Raw genomic sequence first — 25,858 nt, 5'->3', positions numbered from 1 at the left:
GGATAGTTAATTCAAGAAGGCAGCATTTTGCAAATCGCTACTTCAGAAGTTTTAACCTGAATTTGAGTGAAATGGGTTAGATGAGCGAAAATTAGAAGTTAAAAATGACGACAAGTAGAAGTTTTAAGTTCTGAATTTCGAGTTCTAAGTTGTCCTGAGGTGCTGGGGGAGAAAGTAGATTTGTGACAAAGCCGATCCGACTCCTGATTGCGGCAAGCGGTACAGGGGGGCATTTATTTCCGGCGATCGCTACGGCTGAGCAGCTGCCCGACTACGAAATTGAGTGGTTAGGCGTACCCGATCGCTTGGAAACGCAACTGGTTCCTAAGCAATATCCACTTCATGCGATCGCTGTCGAAGGCTTTCAGCAAAGATTTGGTCTGGGGACGCTGCGAATTTTTGGTAGATTAACAGGCTCGATTCTCCAGGTGCGCCAACTTCTTCAACAAGGACAGTTTCAGGGTGTACTAACCACGGGGGGTTATATTGCTGCGCCTGCAATCGTAGCGGCTCGAACGCTGGGTTTGCCGACCATTCTGCACGAATCTAATGCGTTACCTGGAAAGGTAACTCGCTGGCTGAGTCCCTGGTGCAGTCGAGTCGCGCTGGGGTTTGAAGCGGCGATGCCCTATTTGCCCCGCGCTCAAACGGTATGTGTAGGTACGCCAGTTCGCTCTAAGTTTCGAGTCGCGCTAGACCATGCCCTGTCAACTGACTTGAATATCCCGGATAACGTACCGTTGATTGTGGTAGTTGGTGGCAGTCAGGGTGCCGTTGCAGTAAATCGCTTAGTGCGTCAGTGTGCGCCTGAATGGTTTGCTGCCGGGGCCTGGGTCGTGCATTTGACTGGGGAAAATGATCCCGAAGCCAACAGCTTAAGCCACGCTCAATATTTGCCACTGCCGTTTTATGACGATATAGCGGGTTTGTTGCAACGAGCAAATCTGGCAATTAGTCGCGCAGGAGCAGGCACCCTAACGGAACTGGCAATCACTAAAACTCCCTCCATTCTGATTCCCTATCCCTACGCAGCGGAAGATCATCAGTCTTACAATGCTGCTATCTTTGCGGCGGCAGGGGCGGCTCAAGTTTGTCGTCAGGCTGACCTATCGGTCGAAAAGCTGCAAAATAAGGTGCTAAATTTGTTGCGATCGCCCGATCAGCTTGAGCAAATGGCAGCCGCAGCGGGAGGACTGGCGATCGCAGACAGTGCTGAGCGTCTAGCTGACCTGGTTCGCAGTTTGATCAAATAATTTATGAAATGCCCTCTCAAAACTGGTGTCAAGAGAGCGTTCAACCTGATTGGCAACTACAATCGCCCCCTTGACAGAGCGCTTTGCCAAGTTGATATAGCCTTCGTCCAAGAGAATGGACAGTTTCGCAAAAAATATTTCTTCGCTACAGCCCAATAGCGTCAACAGCAAACCCGACGGCTACAAGTATTGAATCCGAAAAAATAGGGCGATCGCCATTTTGGTTCGAACAAAGAAGAGGGAGTAGATTTAGCTCACACCCCCTTTCTTTGTCCTAATTAATATGAAGAACGTTATACCTTTTATCAAGATTCCGCAGCAGTTTTGATTGCCTCTCAGGTCAATCCCCTACGATAAAAGTATCGAGATCAATGTAAGCAAATTAGTGCCACGTAGATTATTGGTTCAGACATAGTTTTCGGATATATTTCAACGCAGTTGAGGAACGCAGTAAAAAGTTCGTACCTGTTGAAACAGGATTTCGCTTCGAGTGGTCACTGTGTAGGACTACATTGATGTCGCCTATCGATTTACACGTCAATGACATACACTGAGGGCGATTCTATGAGAATCTTCGACTTTGCGGTTAATGCAATCCAGTACGTCTCTGAAGGGGTTTCCCGGATCTTTAGTCCGAGGGATGATCATTACCCTGAAACTGGAGTTCAACCTTTTGATGGCGAACCGTTCTCGGAGTGGGTTGACCTGAAGGTAACAACAAAGGAGAAATAAAGCGTGAACTTTTAAGGGGCAGCTTAATTTGAATTAAGCTGCCCCTCAAAAGTTTAGAGGAATTCTGTAATTCTTAGAAATTACTCACATTCGTCATCAGCCCCTAAGCGTGTTGCTCCTAGCAGTGTTTGAACTACAACACAGCGTCGTGTAGGATTATCACTTCCAGGACCTTGAGCGGGGGTAGCAACAGTAATGGTTGCAATAGGTTTTTCTGGATCTTCAGGGTCTATTCCTGTAATAGAGTCAATATCTATATTCCCGCTGGAGCCAAAAGTAAGCGAAGCTAGATCGGCACCATCACCATCTACTGCATTTAGAGCAACCAAGCTACTGTCGCCCTCGCCCTCACCTACTACCTGAGTAACGTTTCTTACGGTTAAGCTTGGCGGATCTACATCAGTATTAAACTCTACTGATACGGCTTGCCGTGTACGCTTTGCTTGTGCTTGAGCTACTCGTATCGCTTGAAGTACTTCATCTCTAGCTGCATTTGCTCTTTGTCTATTTAGGAAAGTCACCCAGCCTGGAGCAGCAATTGCTGCCAAAATGCTTATCAGAACTACGACAATTAGAAGCTCTATCAGGGTAAAACCTGTGTCCTTGCCGATAGCAGCTTTCCTAAATAGAACCGTTTGCTTAGAGAGTAGCTTCTTCATTCTTCTTCGGCTCAATACTCAAGGACTGAAACAGTAACGAATTCACATCTTAGAATTAAGGGGCTCTGCCAAGTACACCTCGGCTTAGAACCCTAGTTTCTAGAGTTGGCAGAAAAGAGGCTTCTCCTGAAATTCCGGGTCTACCTTGTGCATTTCCTCTGATGTAAAGAATTACATCCCTGTTTGTGTTGCTTTGCCCTTGATCCACACAAGCATAGAAGCTTCTAATGGCAGGAGCACCAATTGTGGTTAGAACATCCTGATTAGGTATCATTGAATAATCGTCTGGGCAACTGGCAAGATCGGCTGTTTCATCAGTATCGATAAAGTCGGCACCTGAGCCATCATCCAAAAAGTCTACTAGTACAGCCGATGTATCTCGGGGGAGAACCGCTTGGCGACTAGCGCTATTAGCTCCTATCGGCCACCGATCAAAGCGAACACTAACTCCTTCTTCTGGGGGAGCATATCCAGGAGTCAAACTACCATCGCTTTTAAATTGGGTTAGAGCATAGCGGGTGATGCGCGCTTTACCTTTCCAGATATCCGAATCAGCTCTGTTAATGGAGTAGACAATTAAAGCATAGGAGGATGCAGTGCGGCAGGGAATATTATCAGGTGGAGTTGGAGAAGAAGCACACTGCTCTTTAAGAACTGTAGGAATAGGCTGCTGTTTCCAAAATGCAATAATTGGAATATTGTCTGCGCTGGTTAGAGCATCTGGCAAATGGTTAATTAGTCCTGGGCAGTAGTCATCATCCGGATTGTTTGGATCTCCATCAGGATTAGTACGGCTCCCCTGCGGCAGATAACAATCATTGTAAACATAGACTGCCTCCCGTAGTTCAGTAGCGATATAGTCCATTGCTAACTGCATCTCCCGCTGGGTTTCATTACGGGAAGCTTCGCGCTGGTCAACGCCAAGTAACTCTACTACCAGGTACAACAAACCAGAGATGATGCCCCCAGCAATAAATATGACAACTAGCAACTCAATGAACGTGAAGCCACCGACACTACTAGACTTTTGCTTACGGCGAAAAAGGCGATTTAATCGAGATCTAAGTGACACCTTCATGATGCTTTTACCCAGTTAGGAGTAGACTCAAACAGTCTTGACTACTAGAAATTAGTTGCAGGGCAGACCACCATTGTTCTGGTAGTTACACAGCGCCCCACTTTGATCGCTCCATTTGAAGTCGGAATTCAAAACTGCTAGAGGACGTTCGCGTTGGTTGCCTTCACCCGTCGTGAATTGCAAACTAGCAGGCTCAGCGCTGAGCCTGCCTAAATTATCTTCGGCACGGACAGAATAAACTCGAATACCAACATCAAAGTCAAGCGGCTGATAGGCAGGTTGTCCTGCTGCTTCAGTAACCTCATTGGGTGATCTAGTCCGGTAAACCTGCATTAGGAAATCAGATTCACAGTCTCCAGTAATATCAATTGGCAGAACCTGATTTGCGGGAATCTGCTGATCTTCATAGGTATTGCAGGTCTCGTCAATGGACTTCAGGAACCCTGAAGGTATGGTGGGTGGATCTGCATCAAGACTATCCACTACAGCAGGTAAGTTTTCGATCTGATGTTGTCCGCGTGCCACTAGTGCCCGAATGCGATCGACCTCTGACTGAGCAAGTTGAAAAGCCTGTTCTGCCCGTCGATTTTGAACCCGTGTTGCAGCGGCAACAAACAGGGGTGGCGTAATCATAGCCCCTAACAGAGCAACGACCGAGATCGCCACCAAACACTCTAAGAGAGTGACACCCTGCTCCGAGGAGCCAGCCCCGTATGGATTGCTGCCTTGCTTCCCAGAGAGCAATCCATATAGGGATTTCAATTGTTGCTGTAACAAAGACATAACTGGCATGTAGAAACTCCTCGTAAGGCTCCGAGTTCAGGAACGGCTCTATTCAGGGCATCTGTTCTCATCTATGACATTGCACAAATTAGCAATGTAAGGGTCATTTGCAGGTGGCTCGTTGTAAAACTCACTCCGAACTGATGTAGCGGTGACAAAACGCCGTGCTACCGGACCGGCTGGAGCATACTGCAAACCAACGTCATAACCCCAGCGTCTTGCTGGAGGGTAGTAGTACTTAACGTTTTCAATTGCCACATCGGGGTCAGCAGCTCCCTCAAAAGCATCTTGGTCATACGGACCAGTAGAGTAGGTGCTGAAGTTAAGTTGCAGGAATGCGCCAGAAATAAATAGAGCACGAGGATTGCGGCGTTGAGGAGCCCAATCTTCTAAAAGTCTAGGAAAGTTGTGCATTCCACCGTATCCTTGTCCTGGACGAGAAGGTAAAATACCGCTCACAATGATCGAGTTGACCCGCGTTCCTGCTCTAGCTAAAGTCAGAGGCTTGTCCTGTCCAAAAGTGTAGTACCCAGACTGATATTCGGTCCCAGTCGGTGTACCGCCAGCAACAGTCTTCGGGTTACCATTTCTGGAAATTGCAATTGGGGAACCTAGATCGTAAGGATTCTCACGTAACCAACGCTGTCTAGGTAGACCTAAGCCGCTCCCGCTTCCTAAGCCGCGATAGAAACTTAATGAAATGGCAGGACTTGGATTGGGGCGATTTTGGTTGAGGTAGGAGGTTCGGAGCCTGCCGCCTGCATCAGTTGTGCATCCATATGATGCAATCCCGTCTCCAGGTCTTACCTCGTTAATTAGAGCGTTTAGGTCTGGATTGTTTGAACCAGCAGAGAGAATGCCATCCTCAATACTGCCATCACAGAAGTTACTAGAGAGAATTGTGACTGCGTCTGCCAATATCTCAGTAGGTCTCCAAAAGTCCGTTAAGCGTCTCGCAAAGGCAACGTTTAACTCATCACGGTCATAGAAGTTTTCAAAATCTTCCTCAAGAGGTTCAGTAAACTCCTCTAGAGGGTCAGTGTTTGCTTCACTAGCTCGATGCAAGTTGAAATCCCCTTGGATGTATACGGGATTATCAGTAATGAAAGACATACCGCGGCCTTCATCACCCGGTCGTCCTAAGGAAGCTCCTTTACGGAAACGGAATCCATAGGGACGACGATCTGGATCAGGATAGTAGTCTACAGGTTTAGGACTGATGCTAAGTTCATCACTAATGGGGGGGTCTGTTCCTAATGAAGCCGCTTCTTCGAGCCTTCGCATATGACAAGCATTCATTTCATCCTCATAACTGGCATTGGTGTTACAGCTGGTCCAGCCTGCTGAACGAGGTCTAGTGATCATGTTTTCGGCAACTGCATCCTCTCGGAATGCATAGATGAGTCCTGAAGTGGGTAGCCAAAAGTCGCCCGTTCCTATGCTTGCCTTACGCATCAGATCTAGATTCAAGTCTAGAACTCTGACATTCATCATTTCTCTTCCGTTAAACAAACTAGAGTCTTTCATTAGAACTCGATACAAGGTGCCAACATTATTCCTTCTGAGGCAAACCGTATTCACACACGCTTTGATGCGCTCTTCCTCGTTACTGTTTGTGTACGGACCAGTGGCACCAGGAATCTCCTCCGGTTGAAGTACCCAACCTTGTTCTATCCGTTTAGGTGTTACGACCCTTGCAATGGGTGCTGCTGGTGTATCTATATCTACATACTGGTAGGAATAAGCGCCGTTTTTGGCAGTGATGTAGGCTTCATCAGCAGGCTCCAACTCCTCCCCTCGACTCTGTGCACCCAGTTCAGGATGGTTATCGTCTGAATTTAGTGCAGTATCAGTGTTGTAATCACCTGGGAAAATGGAGAAAAGAATAGGGTACTTAGGTTGGGATGGGCAAAGCCCTCTCAAAGAGCCACTGAGTCTTGTAGGACAAGTATTCAATGTCGCAAGGGAAAAGCCGAATGCTCGATCGCGTGCAACCTGTTCCTTCTCCATAATTAGCTGCGCTAGAGCAATAGCGCTGTCCAGTTGAACAGGGTCGTAATTGGGTGTGGAACTGTTACGCCACTTCTTCAAACCTTCAATGTAGGCTTCAGGCGGAAAACCTGGCCCGTTAGGGGGAGCAGGTATTCTAATGCCGCTGTTACCAGTACTTCCGCTACTTAATCTGTTAAGTACATCCGTTAGAAGGGCTATATCGTCTGGAGAGGGTTCAAATCTTACCAGATAGTTGATATTGTGTGCCAACATACCCAATGTACAAGCAGCCGTGTGGTAAGTCGTTTTGTCTGCAAGGCTCAGGCTGTCGTTGTAGGCAACACCTGTAGCTACAAGCCGTCGCAGCATTGAGAAGTCTCCCCACATCGTCATCATCGGCTGAGGATGAACTTCGCCATCATCCTGGACAGGTGTGAATGAGGGTGCTCCTCCATTAGGATCTCCAGTGAAGTAAGCCAGGTTTGTGAGTGCTGTCATCATAGGGCTACCAGCACTGAAATCAGCAGCAGTTGGAGCAGTGTATTCCCAGCCGTTAGTTCCTCGACCTGAGAGAAAATCACTAACTGCGAAAAAATTGGGAGCTCCAATGCTGACGCCAGCCCTCGACCGTCTATCCGTAGTGCCGAAAATATTCTCGAATGTAGATCCTCTATCTAGAGTCAGCGAGGTGCCAGGATGTACTGTCGTTGCCACACAGGCAAGAGGAATATCAGGACTATTACGGTGGTAAACAGCCGTTGCCTGAACTGCGGCTAAGTTATCTCTTAAGGTGCGCCGCTGTCTGGCTTCATAGCACCTACCAGCATTATTTGGAGAACACTCCTTCCATGGGCGCATTGGTTCGGAATTAGCAGCAGTACCCCAAGTAGTAGGAAAGGGATTACCTAGCTCCAAACGTTGTCCAACGATTATACGCGCTCCCTCGTTGTGGGCACGTCTTTCCCAGTAACCATCTAAGCCTACGCCTGTGACGTCGTCTGTAGTAGAAGTGGTGTCTTTAAGCCGACTATCAGGGAGTCCTTTATCAGCCATTAAGTCATCTTCAATTGTCCTTCCAATTTTGACCCCAGCCGGAAATTCTTCTCGCTGATATCGGGGCTTAGGACCGTAGCGGTCATCTGCTCGAAATGTGTCATCTACATAAGGTGCTGCCTCAGAAGCATTACGAATTCTGCCCTTATCAACGAATACACCAGTCCGCCAATCTTCATCTTGAGGAGCGACAGAATTATTTGCAACTCTGGCTTCTGAAATGTCTTCAGTTAGGAGTTTGACTGGATCAAGAGCAAACGCTCCTGGTGGAACAGCTGCGTCTTGTCCGTCAACAGAATCCGTTCTTGGGTTAAATCGTTGTTCAATCTGTGGAGTTCCACCGTTATCTACATCAAAGAGACTTTCTTTTTCCGAGAGGTTTGTACCCGTCAGCCCGGCAAGAGCCTGTCCTAAAAAGGGCGGAAGTCCCTGCGTGTTTTCAACGGTGTCTGCAATTGTAATCTCGGAAGCCTCTTTGGTGTAGAGGCATGAATTAGGGGAGCTAATAAGAAAGCTTCTATATGTGCCCTCTTGAGGTTTACCAACAATTAGACTACCCTCTGTATGCATTGCCCCGTTCCAATTGAAGCTTGTACCCGGATAGATCTCTAGATCGTAGCGGAACCAGGCTCCCCACTTGTTGCCTCGGTTAACCTGACGATCCTGGTTAAATTCCAGAGTTGTGACAGTTCCAGTTGGGTCGTCAGGTAAGACAAAGGCATCAATTTGAAAAGTTTTTCTCAAAGTTGATGTGGTAGATCCATCTGGAATCCAGCCACCTTCAGGTGAAAGCACATTTGCTTCGGCTAACTGGCACTGTCCTTGTGGGTCAATAAGACTGAGAGGTCCCTGGCGTACCTGTAATTTGTTAGCTCTATCAGCGATCGCTGCAGGTGAAGGGTTCGTCAGGGGCTGATCACCATCAGCAGTATTAGGGGTTTGAAACACAACAGAGTAGGCGACTGTAGCATCTTCTTCGCCATCTTCGTTGGTATCTACTCGGTAAGCCCAAGCATTATCTGCTTGACCGTCTCCATTGATATCTAAGCGTCCATCAATTTTGGTAATACCCGCAATATCAAGAGCTTCATCAGGGAAAGTGTAAGGGTCATAGCCATCAGGCTTATGTTCAGGGACAGTGATGTCACCTGGTAAGGCCCTGTCCTCGTCATTAAGCAGCATTCCTAGAAGCTGAACTTCACCAGGAACACCACCAGGAAACCGTGGATCTTGCTGAGCATTGAAGAGATATTCCAGCTTTGATCTGGCTCGGTCAATGGCAGGGGTGGCAGCGTTGTAAATAACGCGCTGTTGGCGATCGCCAATCGTCTGTGCCGTTCGGGTATAGGTGCGATAGGTGATAGAGCCAACGGTCAGCGTAGCGACCAGCAGCAGCAGCACAGTTGTGGGCAACACAAAGCCTGCTTTAGACGTGCGGGGTCGTCTACCGACCAATAGCAAGTTACGCAGGAAGCCGGTCACGATCTTTTTGGTGATGCGCTGAGTCAGCCTGCTGGTGTGAGAGAGGAGATGCTGGATCGCCCTAATTAATGCGCGGATTGACATAACTGCCTTCCTGATCAATGGGATGCCTGAAAATTGTGGGTACTAGAGTTTCGGAATTAAAAACTGAATATTGATATCAAAAAAGCCGTCACTTAAAGATTTTAAGAAAATGAGATTGAGACAATACAGCTAAAGTGCCGGGGCTCAGGAGAATTTACTCAAAATTCATAAATGGCTCATAGAGGTGCTTACTGTCATAACAAGTCAGACAACTTTGTATCAACGGTGAAATTACGAACTTCTGTCAGATTTAAGCTTCAGTAGAAGTGACACAAGTTAAGCTCGATAAGGTTTAAAACCTGCTCTAAAGTTTGGACGCATTGCGATAACTCACCGTTTCTGACGGAAATTACTGTTTCACTCTAAGTAGATGCACTTGTTAAAAACGAACCCAATGCCCTGATATCCAAAATGACCTGGCCTGATTGATCCCAACTTTTACACTGGGCAAAGCATATCTTTGTAAAGATTCTATAACACCTGCATGAAGCCTATGGTACCCACTTGTTCTAGCAAAACGATCAGGGAAGGGCAAAATTTTAACGTCAAAATGGCAATGGGGTTGGATTTCAACAAAAAAGGGACAGCATTGAGCCATCCCCTTCTTTATCAAAACTTTTTGATCTTTTGATGAACTTGAATCCATTCTAGATCTCTGGGCTATCGAAAAGCGAGGAGTGTACTCTCATGACGGTGCACTCTTCGCCTCCCTAAAACCCTTACGCTTTACGCTTTCACAAAAGTAAAATCTTTCTCTGAAATCGCCTTAGTATTTGTTTAAGTCAAGCCCGATTTCTTTTGCCATTGCGGATAGCCCTTTGTGTTCAAGGGTTTTAATGGCTCTGGTGGAGAGACGCAGCTTGATCCAGCGATTTCCCTCAGACCACCAAACCCGCTTTTCTTGTAAGTTGGCTTCCTGGATCTTTTTGGTGCGGCGATGAGAGTGAGAAACAGCATAGGCGTTGTTTGCCTGCTTACCAGTCAGTTCACATTTACGAGCCATAGCGGTTTAGGAGAAATAGGAAATTTAGCAACAGTCCTCTATTGTACACAAAGTGGTGAAGCTTGCATAAATCCATACTCTAGCTGTTGATCAAAGCAGCGATCGCCTCAATCAAGCGCTCGATTTCTGATTCTAGGGTGAAATAGTGGACGCAGACGCGAGCGCAGTCGGGGTGGAGAATGGTTCGGAGCATTAGGCTTTGCTGCTCTAGCGCATCGACAAATTGCTTGTGAGGCATCCCGTTGACCTGAAACGAAACCAGTCCGGATGCGGGAGGAGTTGCTTTGAGTCGAGTAATTTGGGGAAATTCGCCCAAACGCTGCCAGAGGTAACGGCTTAAGGTGCAGATGCGCTGATATCGTTCTGTGGCAGTGCCCCACTGGTGGTGAATGGCGATCGCCTCCCTTAGTCCGGCATAAAGGGCAAAATCGGAAGTTGCTACCTCAAACTTTCGCGCATCCGAGAGCAAGCCTGTGGGATGTCCTGTCGCGTTTTTGGTAATGCCACGCCAGCCGATAAACGTAGGATTCAGGCACTCTAGTACATCCGGTCGAACGTATAGCCCACCGACTCCGGCTGGACCGCACCACCATTTGTGTCCGGTGAAGGCGTAGAAATCTGCACCTAATTCGGTTAAGTTAAGCGGCAAAACGCCGACAGACTGAGCAGCATCAACTAACACGCGCACTGGCTCAGCTTTGGTGACGTGATTTCGACAAGCGGCAATGATTTCCGCTAGCGGCAAAACTTGTCCGGTATTCCAGAGGATGTGGCTAACTATGACTAGGCGCGTAGTCGGACGTAAGTGTTCTGAAATTATCGCTACCGGATCGCCGGCATTAAGCGTTGCCATGAGAGGACAGGTAGATAGCTCTACGCCAAACCGGCGACCAATCTCCTGAGCAGCAGCAATAATGCCGGGATGTTCACAGTCCGAAAGCAAGATGTGGTCGCCCGATCGCCAATCGATTCCCCACAGCGGAATGTTGCAGCCTACTGACACATCTTCGGTGAGGGCGATCGCTTCTACAGGTGCATTTAACTCGGCCGCGATCGCTCTTCGCGTCTGGTTTGCCTCTTGTGTCACCCAGGCATTCACCCCACCCGAAAAAGGTCCAGCGGTTTGAATGTAGTCCTGAGAGTGATGAATTGCGGCGATCGCGCTTTGCGGCATGGGTCCTTGCCCGCCATAGTTGAAATACAGCTTATTGCTCAAGCTGGGAAACTGCTGACGGTATTGTTGTAAATCCGCCACGGTTAGCGATGCACTGCTCATAAAATCAAAAAGTCAAATCAGTGGTAGGAAAATCAGTTGCGTGATGAGTGGATTGTGAGTGCACTCCTCCTGAGTGCGCTCATGCCTCTTCGGAATTGCTGTAGCTGTAGCGATTTTAGCGATCGCTAGACCAAACCAGACTAATCACGTTAAAGTCATAACAGAATCAGGTGCGTGAAACCGCTTGCGAATGCAAGACAGGTGTGCATTCGATACAGGACTTAGATTGTGTCAATGTCTGGTTCAACTGGAGGAAACCTATCCGTTGACTCCCACAGCTTCAACGCAATGGAGGCTGAGGATAATTCCTGTGCTGCTTCTGTAGCGATACCCTTTCAGCGATCGCTGCCTCAAGCTGCCCCGATCTCCTCGCCAGAAGCGACCTTAGAAGGGGTTTGGCTGACCGACGAAATTCTCTTCAACTATCAACGATGTCGGCGACGAGCTTTTCTTGATTTGTACGGCAACCCAGAGCAGCGAGATGCACCCAGCGACTATTTACTAAAGCTGCGTCAAGACAGCCAAGAACACCAGATTGCAGTCATTCAAAACCAAACTGTCTATCAGCCCCGTTATCCACGCCGCGATTGGGAAGCAGGTGCCGAGGCAACGTTAGCCCTAATGCAACAAGGCGTAGAACGCATTACCAATGGCGTGTTGCACTTTACTCGTGCGGATGGAGTTAAGCTGGTCAGCCGTCCTAACTTGTTGGTCAAACATCCTGGAGAATCCATTTTTGGAGATTGGCTCTACGTTCCCACTGAGATTAAGTTAGGCAAACGCCCCAAGCTAGATTACCAGATTACGGCAGCCTTTCACGCTCACTTACTTGCAGCAATTCAGGGCGTTCTACCCGACACAAGTTGGCTGGTTCTAAGACAGCGTGGAGCTTATGCAGTCAACTTGCCAGAGCTGATTCCCCGCATGGAAGCAATCTTGGAAGAGTGCATCCAGATGCTTCAGGAGCAGCGAGAACCAGAAGTTTTTATTGCCCACAATCGCTGTGATCTCTGTCATTGGTTTAGTCACTGTTACGAGCTTGCTAAAGCTGATAAGCACCTATCGCTGTTGCCAGGAGTAACACCGAGTCGATATGTTCATTTGCAAGCCTTAGATTTGACAACGGTTGAAACGCTAGCAGCCGCTACTCCAAAACATCTGGAAACTTTGCCCGGATTTGGTCTACAGGTTGCTCAAAAATTGGTTCGACAAGCGCAGGCAACCCTTTCAAATCAGGCATTGGCGAGTCCGTTCAGTTCTGACTTGCCCGATGAACCGCTGCTTTCAATCGAGGAACTGCCGACTGCCCCTATAGAACTTTATTTCGATATTGAAGCAGCACCAGAACAAAATTTAGTTTACCTGCATGGGGTTTTGGTGGTCGATCGCACGAGGTCATCGGAAGTTGAAACAAACGAGGAAAGTGCTCCTACTAAGGCTGAGTTTTATCCCCTGCTGGCTGATCGCCCCGAAGATGAAGCGTTTGTCTGGCAACAATTTCTTGACTTAGTTTGGCGCTACCCGACAGCGCCAATTTTTCATTTTTGCCCCTACGAAGTGCAGACCGTAAAGCGTTTAGCAGAATATTACGAAACTCCAGAAGCGCTGGTTTTACCGCTGCTCGATCGGTTTGTTGACTTGCATGAACGGGTGACTCGGGTTGCGACTTTGCCAGTTGAAAGCTATGCTCTAAAACCGATCGCCCGCTGGTTAGGGTTTAACTGGCGCGATCGCGACGCAAATGGAGCGCAGTCGATTTACTGGTATGCTCAATGGCTATCGACGGGCGATCGCGCCTTTCTGGATGCCATTCTCCGATATAACGAAGATGACTGTCGCGCTACCCACCGCGTCAAGGACTGGCTCGTGGAGTTCACGCAAAATAGCCGCTTCCACCATAGCCCTACTCAAAACGGTCACTCTCCCAGACCATTCATTTAATCCCCAATACCTAGACTGAAGTGGCGGAATGCTCAACAGTAATGATTTGGCAGGGCTAACACGCCAGCTAGAACTCCATGCCACCATTTTGATCGGCTTTGTTGGTGCACTGTGGATTCTAGAATTATTTGACTCAATTTTCCTGAGAGGCGCACTCAACCGCTATGGCATTCGCCCTCGTACCAGTGAGGGCATCTTTGGCATCGTATTTGCCCCTTTGCTGCACGGCAACTTACGTCACCTGGCAACCAACACTGTTCCGCTGATTGTTCTGGGATGGCTAATTATGCTGCGGCAAACCAGTGACTTTTTTATCGTCACAGCTGTTGCCTGGCTAGTCAGTGGCTTAGGGGTTTGGTTGTTTGGTTCACCTCGCACCAACCACATTGGTGCAAGTGGACTGGTGTTTGGTTACTTTGGCTTTTTGCTGCTGCGGGGTTATTTTGAGCAAAGTGCGATCGCTATTCTGACGGCAGTGATTGTGGGTTTGCTCTACGGCAGCTTAATTTGGGGCATTTTACCAATTCGCCGAGGCATGTCCTGGCAAGGACACCTATTTGGCTTTGCAGGTGGTGGGTTGGCAGCAAAGTATTTGCCTCAGTTGCAGCAGGTTTTTGAGGGGCTAGGGGTTGTTAGCTAGTTCCTATAGCCCTCTAGCCAACAAAATTACTGTCTGAAGCAGTCCAATCACAAATCCCAATACGCCGCCCAGGTTGACGATCGCCTGTAGCTCGTTCCTGACGATGCCCTGAATTGCTAGCTCCAGCTCTTGAGCTGAAGTGGCTCTGACTCGCTCGATGATCACCTGGTCGATATCTAAGATTGGAATAGCTTTCGCCACAATATTTTCTAAGTCTTGCTCCAGGTAGCGCTCTAAGATTAAAGCCAACTCCTGGCTGACGGGTTCTAAAGAACGATTGACCGCAGGCGAAGTGCGTAAACGATTTAACAGCATCAGAGCAACATTATCCCAATCAATCGAGTTGCTTAGCCCTTGCAGCAGATCTGAACCGCGCTCCTGGACGTAACTGCGAATGCTGTCTCGTGTGGTTTTGCGAAGCTGGCGTACGGTCGAGACGGGCAAGTTCTGCAAAGATAAGTTTTGCATCCACTCTCGCAGACGTGGCTGTACGCCGAGGGATTGAATGAGTTCCTTGATGCGTACATTGCTGGCATCTTTTTCGTCCAGGCAGTAGGTTCGCAGCCGGGTCAGGGTGTTCCGTAGCCCAAACAGGTTGGCGACGACCCAGTAGGTGCCGCTACTTTTTTCGCGGAAGCCTTCGTCGATTACTTGAATGTTGCGATCGGTGAGGAAGTCTACAAGGGCTTGCCGAATGACGTCGGGCGGCAAAACCACCTGCAATAGCCAATCAGAAAGCTGGCTGGCTTGAGCTTCGGTGAGCTGAAACTCTAACAAAACCTGGTCAAAAATTTGGTTAAGTTGAGTTTCCAGGAAGTCTTCGCGCCGGGCCCAGATTTTGACTAGTCGAGGCAAGGATTGTCCCAGCAAATCTTTCAGCACCTTTGCCAAAATTTTGCTGGTTTTTTGCTCATTGCTTCCCTGGATCTGGGTCAGTGCCAATTTCAACAGCCACAGGATTGCAGCCTGCATCCGTTCGGTTTGAAGCAGCCGACGCGCCAATTTTTGCAGTTCTTCTGGGGTCAGTAGCGATCCCATAATGGTGTCTGCAACGCGCTTGGCTAGGCGCTCCTGATTAGCTGGAATTAGTCCGGGGGTGAGTGGCAGTTTTCGTCCACCGATGTAGAGGGGGCGATAGGGACGAAACAGCATTTTGATCGCCAAGTCATTGGTGAAATATCCAATAATTCCACCGACGACGGGAGGGGCGATCAGTAACCAGAGTGTGGAGAAGTCCAAGGCGAGATTGGGGGTTGGGGATGAAGGGAGGTTAGAGCGGTTTGGTGGCGACGAGGATGCCCATCATGCCTGCGGCGATCGCATAGTGCACCACATTGATAAACCCAGCTTGGTGAGCCAGGTCAATTTGTTCAGCACCAGTGGGAAATCGGTCAAGACTGGGACTGATGTAGGCATATTCGTCGCTTAAGCCAAACTGGGTTGCCATTGGCACAACTACAGTATTCAGATACCACTGTTGAAAAATCCGTATCTGCTGGCTTTGAGGCCGATGAAAGTCTAAAACTGCGACTTTGGCACCCGGTTTGAGCACTCTGTATAACTCTTTTAGGCTAGCTGGAATGTCAATAACATTGCGTAACCCGTAGCCCATCGTGGCTGCGTCAAAGTGATTGGAGTCAAAGGGCAAGTCCAGCGCATCTGCCTCAACCCAAGTGACAGGAAGCGGGTGAAAGCTTTGCTGAGTGTGTTGATGAGCGATCGCCAACTGAGCCGTTGAAAAATCTACGCCAAACACTTGCCCAGCCGTACCTACCTGTCGGGCTAATAAGCGAGCCAGGTCGCCACTGCCGCAGCACACGTCCAGGCAAGTATCTCCAGGTTGGGGGCTGCACCATTTCACTGCCATTTTTTTCCAAATGCGGTGCTGTCCCAAACTCAGCCAATTGTTGAGCGGGTCATAGACTGGAGCAATTCGGTCAAACAGAGAACGAATTTGCTGAGACTGTGGGGTATTCACGGACAAAAGTTGGGATAGTGACAAACTGCATCAACTTGATCCTACACAACTGCGCGACGGTAGCGGGTACTGCTTAGTGCCAGAGCAACTTGCTGGACTGCCAGATGCAGCAACGATAGCTCTGCGGATGTAAGGCTTCGAGGCTGCTGCCAATAGAGCGATAAAACTGCCAGTCGCTCGTCTTGGAGTGTAATTGGCATGGTCAGATCGGTTAATTCTGCTGTTGCGTCAAGGTCTACAGTTTCAGGCGTGATAGGAGCAGCCGCGACATTTTCAGTTGCAGGTTTCAAAACACAACCATCGGCGGCAAAACTTTCGGCAAAGGCAGTGGCGATCGCCTTCAAGCGAGCTTCTGAACTAGTGGCTTGCTGAACAACCTGAACGATAGTACTCAGCAGCAGGGCTTGAGTTTGGGCTAAACGCAATTCTGCCGCACGTCGCTTTGACAACTCATAGGTTTCTGCGGCTGTTTTGACGACTGCTCTTAGCTCACTGGGGTCCCAGGGTTTCGTGATGTATTTATAAACTTGTCCAGCGTTAATCGCTTCTACCAGATCTTCTACATCTGTAAATCCAGTCAGAATGATCCGAATGGTGTTGGGAAATTGGGGCACCGTTTTACTCAAAAACTCTGTGCCTTTCATTTCTGGCATTCGCTGATCAGAGATAATGATCGCGACTTCCCCTTCCGTTGCTAAAACTTCTAGAGCGCTCTTACCGCTCTCTGCCCGCAAGACGTGAAAGTCTCGCCGGAAGGTGCGATAAAGCAAATCAAGGTTATCTGGTTCGTCATCTACAACTAGCAGCTTAAGTTTTTCTAGCTGTTTCTGAGGGGTTGGCTGATGACTAGCAGAATCCATAAAGTTGAGAGATGAGGGACAAGGGATGAAAGATGAGGAAGATGTCGTTTGGATTGTAGAGTATGACCCTGGTTGGGCAGAGAAATTTGAACGAGAACGGCTTCTTTTGCAGGTTTTGCAAGCTGATATTAGTCAGATTGAACACATTGGCAGCACCTCTGTTCCGGCCTTGGCAGCAAAACCTATTGTTGACATTTTAGTGGGGCTTCAACAGCTTATTCCAACAGACGACCAGATTCGCAGCCTTGAGCAACTGAATTACGTATATGAAGGGCAGGTTTTGAATATTCCTGAGCATTATTTCCTACGAAAAGGAATGCCTCGCCTGTTCCATCTGCATATTGCCCAACCGGGAAGCGCTTTTTGGCAGAGGCAAATTTTGTTTCGAGACTTTCTTCGGGCACATCCTGATCAGGCTCAGGAATATGTTTGTTTGAAGCGATCGCTAGCTACTCAGTTTCGCCACGATCGTAAAACCTATGCAGCTCGCAAAACGCCTTTGATTGAAGTCATGCTGTCTCAGGCAAGAGCATGGCAGCGACAAGTTCAAGAATAAAGGTAGAGAAATCCGAATCTGAGCAGGTGCGGCAATTTCTTCATGTAAAAGATTTCTAGAATAGAATGCGATCGCATAACGTATTCTTAGAAATCCTTAAGAATGCAATCCCATCACCTCAAGAACCTGAAGTAGACCCATGACGACTATTCTGGAACAGGGCAACATCAGTATCCATACTGAAAATATTTTTCCCATTATCAAAAAATGGCTCTATTCAGACCATGAAATCTTTTTGCGTGAGTTAATTTCTAACGCGGTAGATGCCATCCAGAAGCTAAATATGGTGGCTCGTTCTGGTGGGTATTCTGGAAATTTGGAGCCTGAAATTCAGATTGCGATCGACAAAGAGCAAAAGAAACTGTCGATCTCCGATACTGGCATTGGAATGACCGCCGATGAAGTCAAGAAATATATCAATCAGGTTGCTTTCTCCAGCGCTGAAGAGTTCGTTGAGAAGTACAAGAGTAGCGCTGATCAGCAGATTATTGGTCACTTTGGTTTAGGTTTCTACTCGTCCTTCATGGTGGCTAGCCAAGTTGAAATCGACACCCTGTCTTACCAGGAAGGGGCGCAGGCAGTTCACTGGTCGTGTGATGGCTCAACGCAGTTTGAGCTAAGTGACTCAACTCGAACTGAGCGGGGTACAACTATCACGCTAACGCTACAAGATGAGGAACTGGACTATCTTGAAGCGTCCCGAATTCAGCAGTTAATTAAAACCTACTGCGACTTTATGCCCGTTCCAATCAAGCTGGACGGCGAGCAGATCAACAAGCAGAAAGCACCCTGGAAGGAGTCGCCCAGCAGTCTGACTAAAGAGGACTATCTGGAGTTTTACCGCTACCTCTATCCTTTTCAGGAAGACCCGCTGCTGTGGGTGCATTTGAATACGGACTATCCGTTTGTGGTAAATGGAATCCTGTACTTCCCCAAACTTAAGCCCGATGTGGATGTTACCAAGGGACAGATTAAGCTGTTCTGCAATCAGGTGTTTGTCAGCGACAACTGTGAGGAAGTGATTCCCCGTTTCCTCCTGCCGTTGCGAGGGGTAATCGACAGTAGCGACATTCCGCTAAATGTTTCTCGCAGCTTCTTGCAGAACGATCGCACGGTTCGCAGAATTGCTGATTACATCGCCAAGAAAGTGGGCGATCGCCTCAAAGAGCTTTACCGCGACGATCGCCAGGAATACGTTCGCGGTTGGCAAGACCTCGGCACCTTCGTCAAATTTGGCTCTTTGAATGACGACAAATTCAAGAAGCAGGTCGAAGATACTCTGATTTACCGCACCACCTGGCAGGGCGCAGAAAATCAAGCATCCACTGACGCTCCCGAAGTGCAAGTACAGTCTGCTGAAGGCGATGCGTGGCAGGACGTTAGCCCAAAACCTGAAGCTGATGGCACTCCTTCTTACACCACCTTGAAAGAGTATCTGGAGCGCAATCAATCACGTCACGAAAATCGTGTCTTTTACTGCACCGACGAGGTAACGCAGGCGACCTACGTGGAGCTACACAAGAGTCAGGGGCTAGAAGTTCTGTTTATGGACTCCTTTATCGATAGCCACTTTGTTAGCTTCCTGGAGCGAGAGCATCCAGAGGTGAAGTTCTCACGGGTAGACGCTGACCTGGACGAAACGCTGATTGATTCAGACAAGTCCAGCGAGATTGTTGACCCTGCAACCAACAAAACTCGTGGCGAACAGATCAAGGAACTGTTCCAGCAGGCACTCAACAAACCCAAACTCACCATTCGCACAGAAGCCCTCAAGACGGACAACGAAGCCGCTCCTCCGGCAATGGTGCTGCTGCCAGAAGCCCTGCGTCGAATGCAGGAACTCAATGCCCTGCTGCAACAACAAACAGCTCAGTTTCCCGAAGAGCATGTGCTGCTGGTGAATACAGCTCACCCACTGATTCAGAACTTGACGAAGCTGAGCCAGGGCAGCGTTCTGCAATCATCTGGACAGTCTCCCTCAGCCGAACTCTCAGCCTTAATTTGCCAGCACGTTTATGATCTGGCGCTGATGGCGCAGAAAGGGTTTGACGCAGACGGGATGAAGGCGTTTGTAGAGCGATCGAATCAGGTGTTGACCCGGCTGACCCAAAACTAGTAGCGCAGCAAATCTAAAGCGTTGGGTTCCGCTACGCTTCACCCAACCTACGGTTCTGCCTCTGTAGGTTGGGTGGAGCAAAGCGAAACCCAACACTTTTTACAGAAATTGATCTGTCGCGGAACTTTAAACCGATGTGAGATCCCTAAATTCTCAAAGAATCTAGGGATCTTTTAATTCGGCTGGCGATCGCCCTATATAGCGGTTCTTGCCTGAGTGGAATGCAGCAGTGGCACACTGCGCCACTGCTGTATTCCGTGCAATTGAGAATTGCTATATTCTCCGGAGCGTAAACAAAAATGGGCGGATGCTTGTGGAAAGACAAGTATTTTACCGACAAGTTGCAAAATTCCAGATAAATTCAAGCTTCTAGCTCTTCAAATAATTGCCTCTAAGGCGGTAGTGTTTTAGACGGTAGTATGGTGCTTTTCCTGAATCTCAGTTTTGTTCGAGTTTATGCAATCGCGACGACCCGCCTCCGTTTCCAGACGACAACCCAGCCCCAGGAGAAATGTACGGTCTAGACCTCGTTCTCGTCGCTTTCAGCTTTGTCGAATTGTGCTGATCGCGCTTTTGTTGGCGATCGGGTACAAACAAATGCAAGCCTATCTGCGGACTCCTCAAGCCGTGCTGGTGTTAGGCGGAGCCGTCGAGCGCGAAGAATTTGCCGCAGAATTTGCTCAACAGCATCCTGACTTGCCCATCTGGGTTTCATCAGGCAGCAACCCCGAATACTCAGAATGGGTGTTTTCAGAGGCAGGCGTTGCACCTGAGCGCGTGCATTTAGACTACCGCGCCAAAGATACCGTGACTAATTTCACAACCCTGGTTGAAGATTTTCAGAACCAGGAGATTGATAGTGTTTACCTGATCACCTCAGATGATCACATGCGTCGCGCTCGAGTGATTGGCGAAATCGTCTTTGGTAGCCGGGGAATTAGCATTAAGCCTGTTGCGGTGGAGTCGGGGCGATCGCCCGAACCTCTAGAAAAAGCTATCCGAGATGCCGCCCGCTCTTTGCTTTGGGTGACGACAGGATACACTGGCTCAGCTATGGGGCAGTTTTTGCAGACGAGGCATTGAGAAGTCAAAGATCTAAGTATGTTTTTGAACGTAGAACTAAAGGTTCCATGTTCAAAAACATACTTGACCAAGCGATAAACCTCCTACATAAATCACTTTTTGAAGCGCTACCATTCACGCAGAAGGTTTAATATCCTCACTTTTCCTCCAGCGGCAAATCTCTGGGTAGGGAGACTTGCGATCGCCCGCGCATTTCCTCAATTTCTAATAAACTGACCACTACGCCTGCTACTGGAACTGCCAGGAAAAGCCCAAATATTCCGGCAACTCGCGCACCCACCAGTAGCGCAAAAAACATGACGACAGGATTAATATCTAGGGAATTTTGCATAATTCGAGGCAACAGCAAATTCTCTTCAATTTGCTCAATGATTATGCAAACCACTAATACTTTGAATGCTAACCAGACGCTTTGAGATAAAAGAATCAGGGAAATTAGGCTAATGCCTAAAGTTGCACCAATTCCAGGAATTAGATTAAACACACCCGCAATAAACGCCAGCACTAAAGGAAACGGAACTTTGAGGATGAGAAACACCACAAAAGCAGAGCCAATATAAAAAAAGCAGAGCAACAGACGTCCCCAAAAGAAACCAAGCAAATTGCGCTGTAGCGTCACTGTTAAACGTCGTCGTAGATGAGACGGAAAGACCTTTAGTACAAAATTCCATAGCCGCTCTCCGTCTAGCAGCATAAAGAAAGAAACGACGGCAATCAAAATCAGATTAATTAAATTAGCAAAAAAGATTTGAATTAAGGATAAACCCGATCCAATTCCAGAAAGTGCTTGAGTTCGTAGCTGTTCTTCTATTCCTTCTAAATCAACTTGAAGGTTTCTAGATTGCAATAGCTCTTCGACCTGCCCCACCACAGGGGCTAGAGAATTGAGAAATTCTGTGACGCTCTCTGCTAACCTTTGCCCTTGAGATAAGATGCCTAGCCCAATCGTGATGCTGGCGGCACCAATGATCATCATGCTGATGAGAAATATTAAAATAACTGCGGCACCATGCGGCACCATACGGCTAAGCCACCGCGTTGGATAGCTCAACAAAAAAGCTAAAATTGTTGCGGAAGTGAAGATGACAACAACGGTCTCGAAATAGGATAAAAACTGTACAATCGCCCATCCAGAAGCAAATAGCAACAGAAGGCGAACTAAAGTTAGATTGTTTAAACGCTCCCAGAGACTTTTGGCAGATGGCTCAACCATGTATTTTTGATTGAAAAAATATCAAGAGTAAAGGCAGTCATGGAACAGATCACTATCTCAAAGCTCAAAATTAAAAATCTTTGTCGTCACTATTTCTGTGTTTTGAATTGCTTTTTTCTAAACGGTTGCTGGCTCTTGCATCAAAACATAGGGTTGCACAATTAATGCGGTAAACCGACGATCGCCATCACTCCCTCGCTCAATTAGCTCATCAGCAGAGAGCTTAAAGATTAACTGTTCATCAATCCAATTTTGGACGGAGGCAACGTTATCATTGGCGATCGCCACGCCCACATCCAGCAGATCTAGCTCTGGGTTGACTGCGACTAGTGCTCCTCTGCGGGCATGAGGCAACAGCCAACTTAGCTCTGCCTCATCAACCATCTCTGCTAGCTCAGCGCGTAAGTCCTGCATGGCTCAATTCCCTGAATGCTGTTTCTTTAGAAAAGTTAAGGCTTCATTCTACCGTGCCTACCCCAGATCGCATTCCATCTCAGGCTTTAATCCTCACCGTCCTAAGTCATGCATCGCGTGAATTGCAGTAACACACTGCTGTGTCACAGATTCTAGTTCTGCCCGATTGGTTGACGCAGGAGGGGCGATCGCTTCTCCAATGCGAATGGTTAGGGGTACGGGATTAGGGAGGCGATCGCCTTTCGTCGTAATGGCTTCGGTTCCCCATAAACTTACTGGCAACAGTGGAGCCTGAGCCTTGGCTGCAATCATCGCTGCTCCTAACTTTGGCTCAGGAATGCGTCCATCGGGAGTGCGCGTCCCCTGCAAAAAAATCCCGACTGCCCAGCCCGCCTCTAGCTGCGCCAGGGCTGCCCGAATTGCGCTGCGATCTGGCGATCCTCGCTTTACCGGATATGCGCCATAGAGTTGAATTGCCCGGCTCAGCACCGGCACCTTAAACAATTCCTCTTTTGCCATGTAGGAAACGGGACGACGCACCGAGCAAGACAAAATCGGCGGATCAAAATCGCTGGCATGATTCGCCACAACGACCAGCGACCCTTGCTTCGGCACCCGCTCCGCATTATAGACCCGTCCTCGAAAATAGCCGTGCAGCATCGGGCTAACCACCGACCACTTAAACACGTGATAGAGCAACAGACTGACGGCAGGTTCACGCTTGCGATCCATAGCAATTAGGAGATGAAAAGATACAAATACATCTCATATCATTTCATCTTGTTAACCATTAACTCCAAACAGTTTGTATTCACGTCTAAGGAGATGTCTAGCAAACAAGATACCTGTAGGGGCAGGTTTAGCATTAAAGCTGTCGGTCAACTGCAAAGATTCTCCAAAACCTGCCCCTACCCAGGGGTAAATTTTTTCTTAGAAATCTCCTAAAGACTTTTCTTGGAGAGGTTAGGGAAGGTTTTATCCTTTGTTCCCAGCAACGACTGATGATTCAAATACTTCATCGCCTGCTTCAACGCGCAGAGTGCCTTGTTTCCAGCCGAGAGAGATAGGAGCGTTGCCTTCGGTAGGTTGGTATAGGGCGAAGTGGTCTGACCAGTTGTGTTCTTCCCCGTTTCTGGTGATTTGAGGGAGTTCGTTCTCAGGATTGTGGGTCAGGCGCAAGGTGCTGTCTGTGCTACTGGTGAATTGAACGGTGTCTTGCGCGTTGGTCGAGAAGTTTTGAGGGAGAGTTTGCCTAAATGTGAGTTGGCTTCGTTCCACTACGTTTTGCTTAAATTCGGCGTAGCTGCCGTGAGAGTCGGGTTCTCCTACTTCTAGGGCAAATCCGGCGTAGCCATTGCCTTGAATGGTGGCTCTGAGGGTTTGTTCGTTGGTGTAGAGTTCAGCAGCTTTTTCATCGGAAATATCAATCGCTTCAAAGGCACTTAAGTTAATCGGGTGAATCGCCAGCCAAGTATTTTCGAGTTGGAAAAACCAGATATTGTCTCGAATTTCGGTTTGAGCCGTCTTGGGAATTTGAAAATGAAAGGGAGTATCTGCGGCAGGTCTGAGCCAGATGAGGAGGTTACGATATTGCCCAATTTGATCGCCTTCTCGTTTACCCGGTTCGACGCGATCGCCTCCCGTATTCACCACAAAATAATCGACTCCTCGCTCTGAGTTATCCGCCATTAACTTAAACGGTCCAACATCTCCATCGGCAAAATCTGCCGCGACGCTTCCCATTTGATAGGTTTGACCAAAGAAGGTGGTTTCCCAATAAGCAGGCTGTTCATCACCTCCTTCTTTCCAGTTTTCATAAGTCGGTTTTGTAGCTAGCACTTCTACAGGACGGTCAAACTCACGACGCGCCAGTGCCACAACCGCTAACGGTGGACGGTAGGCACTGGTGATTACATGAATCGCATCTCGTTCGGGTTCAGGATTATCGCCAACTGCATCGCCAAAATAGTGCCAGAGCAATCGAGCTGCGGCTGACCCATACACCACGTTGCTGGAACCGTAGTCCCGCTTGGTTGGGCCACCAAAGCCGCCCCGGTAATACTTCACTGCACCTGCGGCTGACATCCAGTCGAGTGCTGCTTTGGCAAGCTGAGTGACTTCTGGATCTTTGGCGAAATCATAAAGGTTGAGATAAGCAGAAAAGGTGTGACCATGATAGTTTTCTGAATCCCACTCTCCCATCCCAATGTTGTAGAGAGCTTCAACATAGCGCTGAAGTTTTTGTTTATAAAGCTGGCGGGTGTCTTCGTTGCCTGTTTCCTCTGCCATTAAGTAAACGGCGACCTCTCGCATGGCTCTGAGGTTATCGGTGTTGCGACCATCAACCCAACCGCCACGTCTCTGAACGCTCCAGTCATTTCCGGTTCCTGTGCCGTTGCCATACAGGGGATGCGATCGCCCATTGGGGTCTTCCTCTGTCCAACGTTTTGCACCCTCAAACATACGCTGCCGATAGTCAGGATCGAGCCACTGTCCAAAGAAAAAGTATTTGCGAATTTGCCCTTTTAGCGTGAAGGCAAAGTAATAATCAATGCCTTCGGTATGGGCATGATCCGACCCATCGGCATCATCATTTTCTAGAAAAGAGATCGCTTCCTCACGATTTCCGGCAAGGAAGTCAAACATCGCCAGCGGATAAGATTTCTTCTCATTTTCACCACTGGTATTGCCATAGCCCTCATCGGCGTAGTGTTCGATCGCTACATTTGCCCGCTGCCAAAACTCTTCTTCTAGCTCTGCCGTCCACTCGTTGCGAAACTCTGGCGCGACTGATGGAGGGTCTACCCGAATCAATCCATCGCTATCGGAGATCTCTGCCGCGATAGTTACGGATGGGCTGGGCACTGAGGGAGCCGGAGAATCGGATGAAGTGACTGGATTGCAGGCGATCGCCCCCAGTTGAATCAACCCAACCATTATCCCAGCTATCAATCCATAGCGGAGCTTTGAAAGAAGATTCATAGCAAATCGCGGAAACAGAGCGCCTCTATCTTGGCTCAAAAACTCTGTAACTTGTCACCTTGACTAAATACCGTCCGCTCAGATATGCTCTCACGTTAAGGTTGTCTTTTTTACTCACGGCAACCCCACTAAACCCAAAGATCTAGCGCCGCTCAAAGCTGTTGCGAGCAGCAATGAGCGACTAACCCCCAAACTGGTATCGGCAGTCTGGCGGCTAATGGTGGATTTTAACACTCCCTTAGCCACCCCGACTTGTCATGTCAAAAAAGCGTTGCTGATCCTTCAGGACATGAAAGTGAAAGTCAACTCACTTTTAGTTCTCTCACTCATTGCAACGTGTGAATTAGTGCGGGGTGGCTAGGTTTTTGGGGTTTCCTCAAAAAAACTAAGGAGTTACAACTTATGTCTCAATTCCTGGAATCTCCCAACGAACCCACCGTTGAGAGAGAAGTTTCCGCACTTCAGAATACTGAGCGCGATCGCATCCGAGTTCTCATCATCGGCTCTCGTGATGGTGTCATTAAAACAATTCACGATTTATATCATCGTGGCTTTGCTGAACCCCATGCTTGGAGTTCGCTTTTACCTGCTCCCAGTTCTAGTAAAGTGATGAGTATTTTGACTCGCGATCGGAGAAGGTAAGAGAAAAGAGGGGACAGGGGCGATCGCTTGTGGAGGAG

General features: G+C 48.3%; 21 protein-coding genes. 8 read left to right on the top strand and 13 right to left on the bottom strand.

Features of this window, described 5'->3' with window-relative positions; genetic code table 11:
- The first annotated feature begins 182 nt into the window (after window positions 1–182).
- The gene (murG, locus tag H6G00_RS03780; protein WP_190795688.1) at window positions 183–1,253 is read left to right on the top strand and encodes an undecaprenyldiphospho-muramoylpentapeptide beta-N-acetylglucosaminyltransferase; all 1,071 of its coding nucleotides are present in this window, start codon (window positions 183–185) and stop codon (window positions 1,251–1,253) included.
- A gap of 564 nt (window positions 1,254–1,817) precedes the next feature.
- A complete protein-coding gene (locus H6G00_RS03775) occupies window positions 1,818–1,985 on the top strand; it encodes a hypothetical protein (protein WP_190795687.1) in 168 nt (55 codons plus the stop codon).
- 80 nt (window positions 1,986–2,065) lie between these two features.
- Here the strand turns inward: H6G00_RS03775 and H6G00_RS03770 are convergent, their stop codons facing one another.
- From H6G00_RS03770 to H6G00_RS03745, 6 genes are all read right to left on the bottom strand, one after another.
- On the bottom strand, window positions 2,066–2,644 hold the full coding sequence (locus H6G00_RS03770; protein ID WP_199318292.1) for a prepilin-type N-terminal cleavage/methylation domain-containing protein: 579 nt from the start codon (window positions 2,642–2,644) through the stop codon (window positions 2,066–2,068).
- A gap of 55 nt (window positions 2,645–2,699) precedes the next feature.
- Complete coding sequence (locus H6G00_RS03765; RefSeq protein WP_190795686.1) at window positions 2,700–3,716, bottom strand: prepilin-type N-terminal cleavage/methylation domain-containing protein; 1,017 nt, start codon at window positions 3,714–3,716, stop codon at window positions 2,700–2,702.
- A 57-nt stretch (window positions 3,717–3,773) separates the two neighbouring features.
- Window positions 3,774–4,514, bottom strand: coding sequence for a type II secretion system protein (locus tag H6G00_RS03760; protein WP_190795685.1), 741 nt, complete (start codon window positions 4,512–4,514; stop codon window positions 3,774–3,776).
- 39 nt (window positions 4,515–4,553) lie between these two features.
- The gene (gene hpsA / locus H6G00_RS03755) at window positions 4,554–9,116 is read right to left on the bottom strand and encodes a hormogonium polysaccharide biosynthesis protein HpsA (RefSeq protein WP_190795684.1); all 4,563 of its coding nucleotides are present in this window, start codon (window positions 9,114–9,116) and stop codon (window positions 4,554–4,556) included.
- Window positions 9,117–9,882: 766 nt separating this feature from the next.
- Window positions 9,883–10,119, bottom strand: coding sequence for a 50S ribosomal protein L28 (rpmB, locus tag H6G00_RS03750; protein ID WP_190642211.1), 237 nt, complete (start codon window positions 10,117–10,119; stop codon window positions 9,883–9,885).
- Window positions 10,120–10,198: 79 nt separating this feature from the next.
- Window positions 10,199–11,395, bottom strand: a complete 1,197-nt coding sequence (locus H6G00_RS03745) for an aminotransferase class V-fold PLP-dependent enzyme (RefSeq protein ID WP_190795683.1) — start codon at window positions 11,393–11,395, stop codon at window positions 10,199–10,201.
- A gap of 234 nt (window positions 11,396–11,629) precedes the next feature.
- Here H6G00_RS03745 and H6G00_RS03740 point away from each other — a divergent pair, with 234 nt between their 5' ends.
- Both H6G00_RS03740 and H6G00_RS03735 read left to right on the top strand, forming a co-directional pair.
- Window positions 11,630–13,336 (top strand): TM0106 family RecB-like putative nuclease, encoded by a 1,707-nt coding sequence (locus H6G00_RS03740; RefSeq protein ID WP_242042113.1) that lies wholly within the window; start codon window positions 11,630–11,632, stop codon window positions 13,334–13,336.
- Between the two features lie 28 nt (window positions 13,337–13,364).
- Window positions 13,365–13,976, top strand: a complete 612-nt coding sequence (locus H6G00_RS03735; RefSeq protein ID WP_190795682.1) for a rhomboid family intramembrane serine protease — start codon at window positions 13,365–13,367, stop codon at window positions 13,974–13,976.
- Between the two features lie 3 nt (window positions 13,977–13,979).
- On the opposite strand, the gene H6G00_RS03730 is transcribed toward H6G00_RS03735, so the two are convergent.
- Genes H6G00_RS03730 through H6G00_RS03720 form a run of 3 tightly spaced genes read right to left on the bottom strand, consistent with a single transcriptional unit; the run spans window position 13,980 to window position 16,814 of the window.
- A complete protein-coding gene (locus H6G00_RS03730; protein ID WP_190795681.1) occupies window positions 13,980–15,215 on the bottom strand; it encodes a DUF445 family protein in 1,236 nt (411 codons plus the stop codon).
- A gap of 31 nt (window positions 15,216–15,246) precedes the next feature.
- Window positions 15,247–15,954: a bifunctional demethylmenaquinone methyltransferase/2-methoxy-6-polyprenyl-1,4-benzoquinol methylase UbiE gene (ubiE, locus tag H6G00_RS03725; RefSeq protein WP_190683118.1), complete on the bottom strand. Its 708-nt coding sequence runs from the start codon at window positions 15,952–15,954 to the stop codon at window positions 15,247–15,249.
- 41 nt (window positions 15,955–15,995) lie between these two features.
- Window positions 15,996–16,814 (bottom strand): response regulator, encoded by an 819-nt coding sequence (locus H6G00_RS03720; protein ID WP_190795680.1) that lies wholly within the window; start codon window positions 16,812–16,814, stop codon window positions 15,996–15,998.
- Between the two features lie 25 nt (window positions 16,815–16,839).
- Between H6G00_RS03720 and H6G00_RS03715 the strand changes: the two genes are divergently transcribed.
- The 3 genes from H6G00_RS03715 to H6G00_RS03705 all read left to right on the top strand — a co-directional run bounded on the left by H6G00_RS03715 (window position 16,840) and on the right by H6G00_RS03705 (window position 20,569).
- A complete protein-coding gene (locus H6G00_RS03715) occupies window positions 16,840–17,370 on the top strand; it encodes a GrpB family protein (RefSeq protein ID WP_190795679.1) in 531 nt (176 codons plus the stop codon).
- A 139-nt stretch (window positions 17,371–17,509) separates the two neighbouring features.
- Window positions 17,510–19,486 (top strand): molecular chaperone HtpG, encoded by a 1,977-nt coding sequence (gene htpG, locus H6G00_RS03710; protein WP_190795678.1) that lies wholly within the window; start codon window positions 17,510–17,512, stop codon window positions 19,484–19,486.
- A 456-nt stretch (window positions 19,487–19,942) separates the two neighbouring features.
- The gene (locus H6G00_RS03705) at window positions 19,943–20,569 is read left to right on the top strand and encodes a YdcF family protein (RefSeq protein ID WP_190642203.1); all 627 of its coding nucleotides are present in this window, start codon (window positions 19,943–19,945) and stop codon (window positions 20,567–20,569) included.
- Between the two features lie 136 nt (window positions 20,570–20,705).
- Here H6G00_RS03705 and H6G00_RS03700 read toward each other — a convergent pair whose 3' ends face one another.
- The 4 genes from H6G00_RS03700 to H6G00_RS03685 form a co-directional block, all read right to left on the bottom strand.
- On the bottom strand, window positions 20,706–21,782 hold the full coding sequence (locus tag H6G00_RS03700) for an AI-2E family transporter (RefSeq protein ID WP_190795677.1): 1,077 nt from the start codon (window positions 21,780–21,782) through the stop codon (window positions 20,706–20,708).
- 117 nt (window positions 21,783–21,899) lie between these two features.
- Complete coding sequence (locus tag H6G00_RS03695) at window positions 21,900–22,196, bottom strand: DUF2288 domain-containing protein (RefSeq protein WP_190642201.1); 297 nt, start codon at window positions 22,194–22,196, stop codon at window positions 21,900–21,902.
- A 93-nt stretch (window positions 22,197–22,289) separates the two neighbouring features.
- Window positions 22,290–22,928 (bottom strand): lysophospholipid acyltransferase family protein, encoded by a 639-nt coding sequence (locus H6G00_RS03690; RefSeq protein WP_190795676.1) that lies wholly within the window; start codon window positions 22,926–22,928, stop codon window positions 22,290–22,292.
- Window positions 22,929–23,171: 243 nt separating this feature from the next.
- Window positions 23,172–25,178: a hypothetical protein gene (locus H6G00_RS03685; RefSeq protein ID WP_199318291.1), complete on the bottom strand. Its 2,007-nt coding sequence runs from the start codon at window positions 25,176–25,178 to the stop codon at window positions 23,172–23,174.
- Between the two features lie 402 nt (window positions 25,179–25,580).
- On the opposite strand from H6G00_RS03685, the gene H6G00_RS03680 reads away from it, so the two are divergent.
- Window positions 25,581–25,820 (top strand): hypothetical protein, encoded by a 240-nt coding sequence (locus H6G00_RS03680; RefSeq protein WP_190795675.1) that lies wholly within the window; start codon window positions 25,581–25,583, stop codon window positions 25,818–25,820.
- Window positions 25,821–25,858: the final 38 nt, after the last annotated feature.

Origin of the sequence: Leptolyngbya sp. FACHB-541, assembly GCF_014695875.1 — a bacterium.
Classification (GTDB): domain Bacteria; phylum Cyanobacteriota; class Cyanobacteriia; order Elainellales; family Elainellaceae; genus JAAUTN01.
The sequence above is the reverse complement of the archived record's forward strand: the minus strand, read 5'-3'. Positions and strand labels throughout refer to the sequence as shown.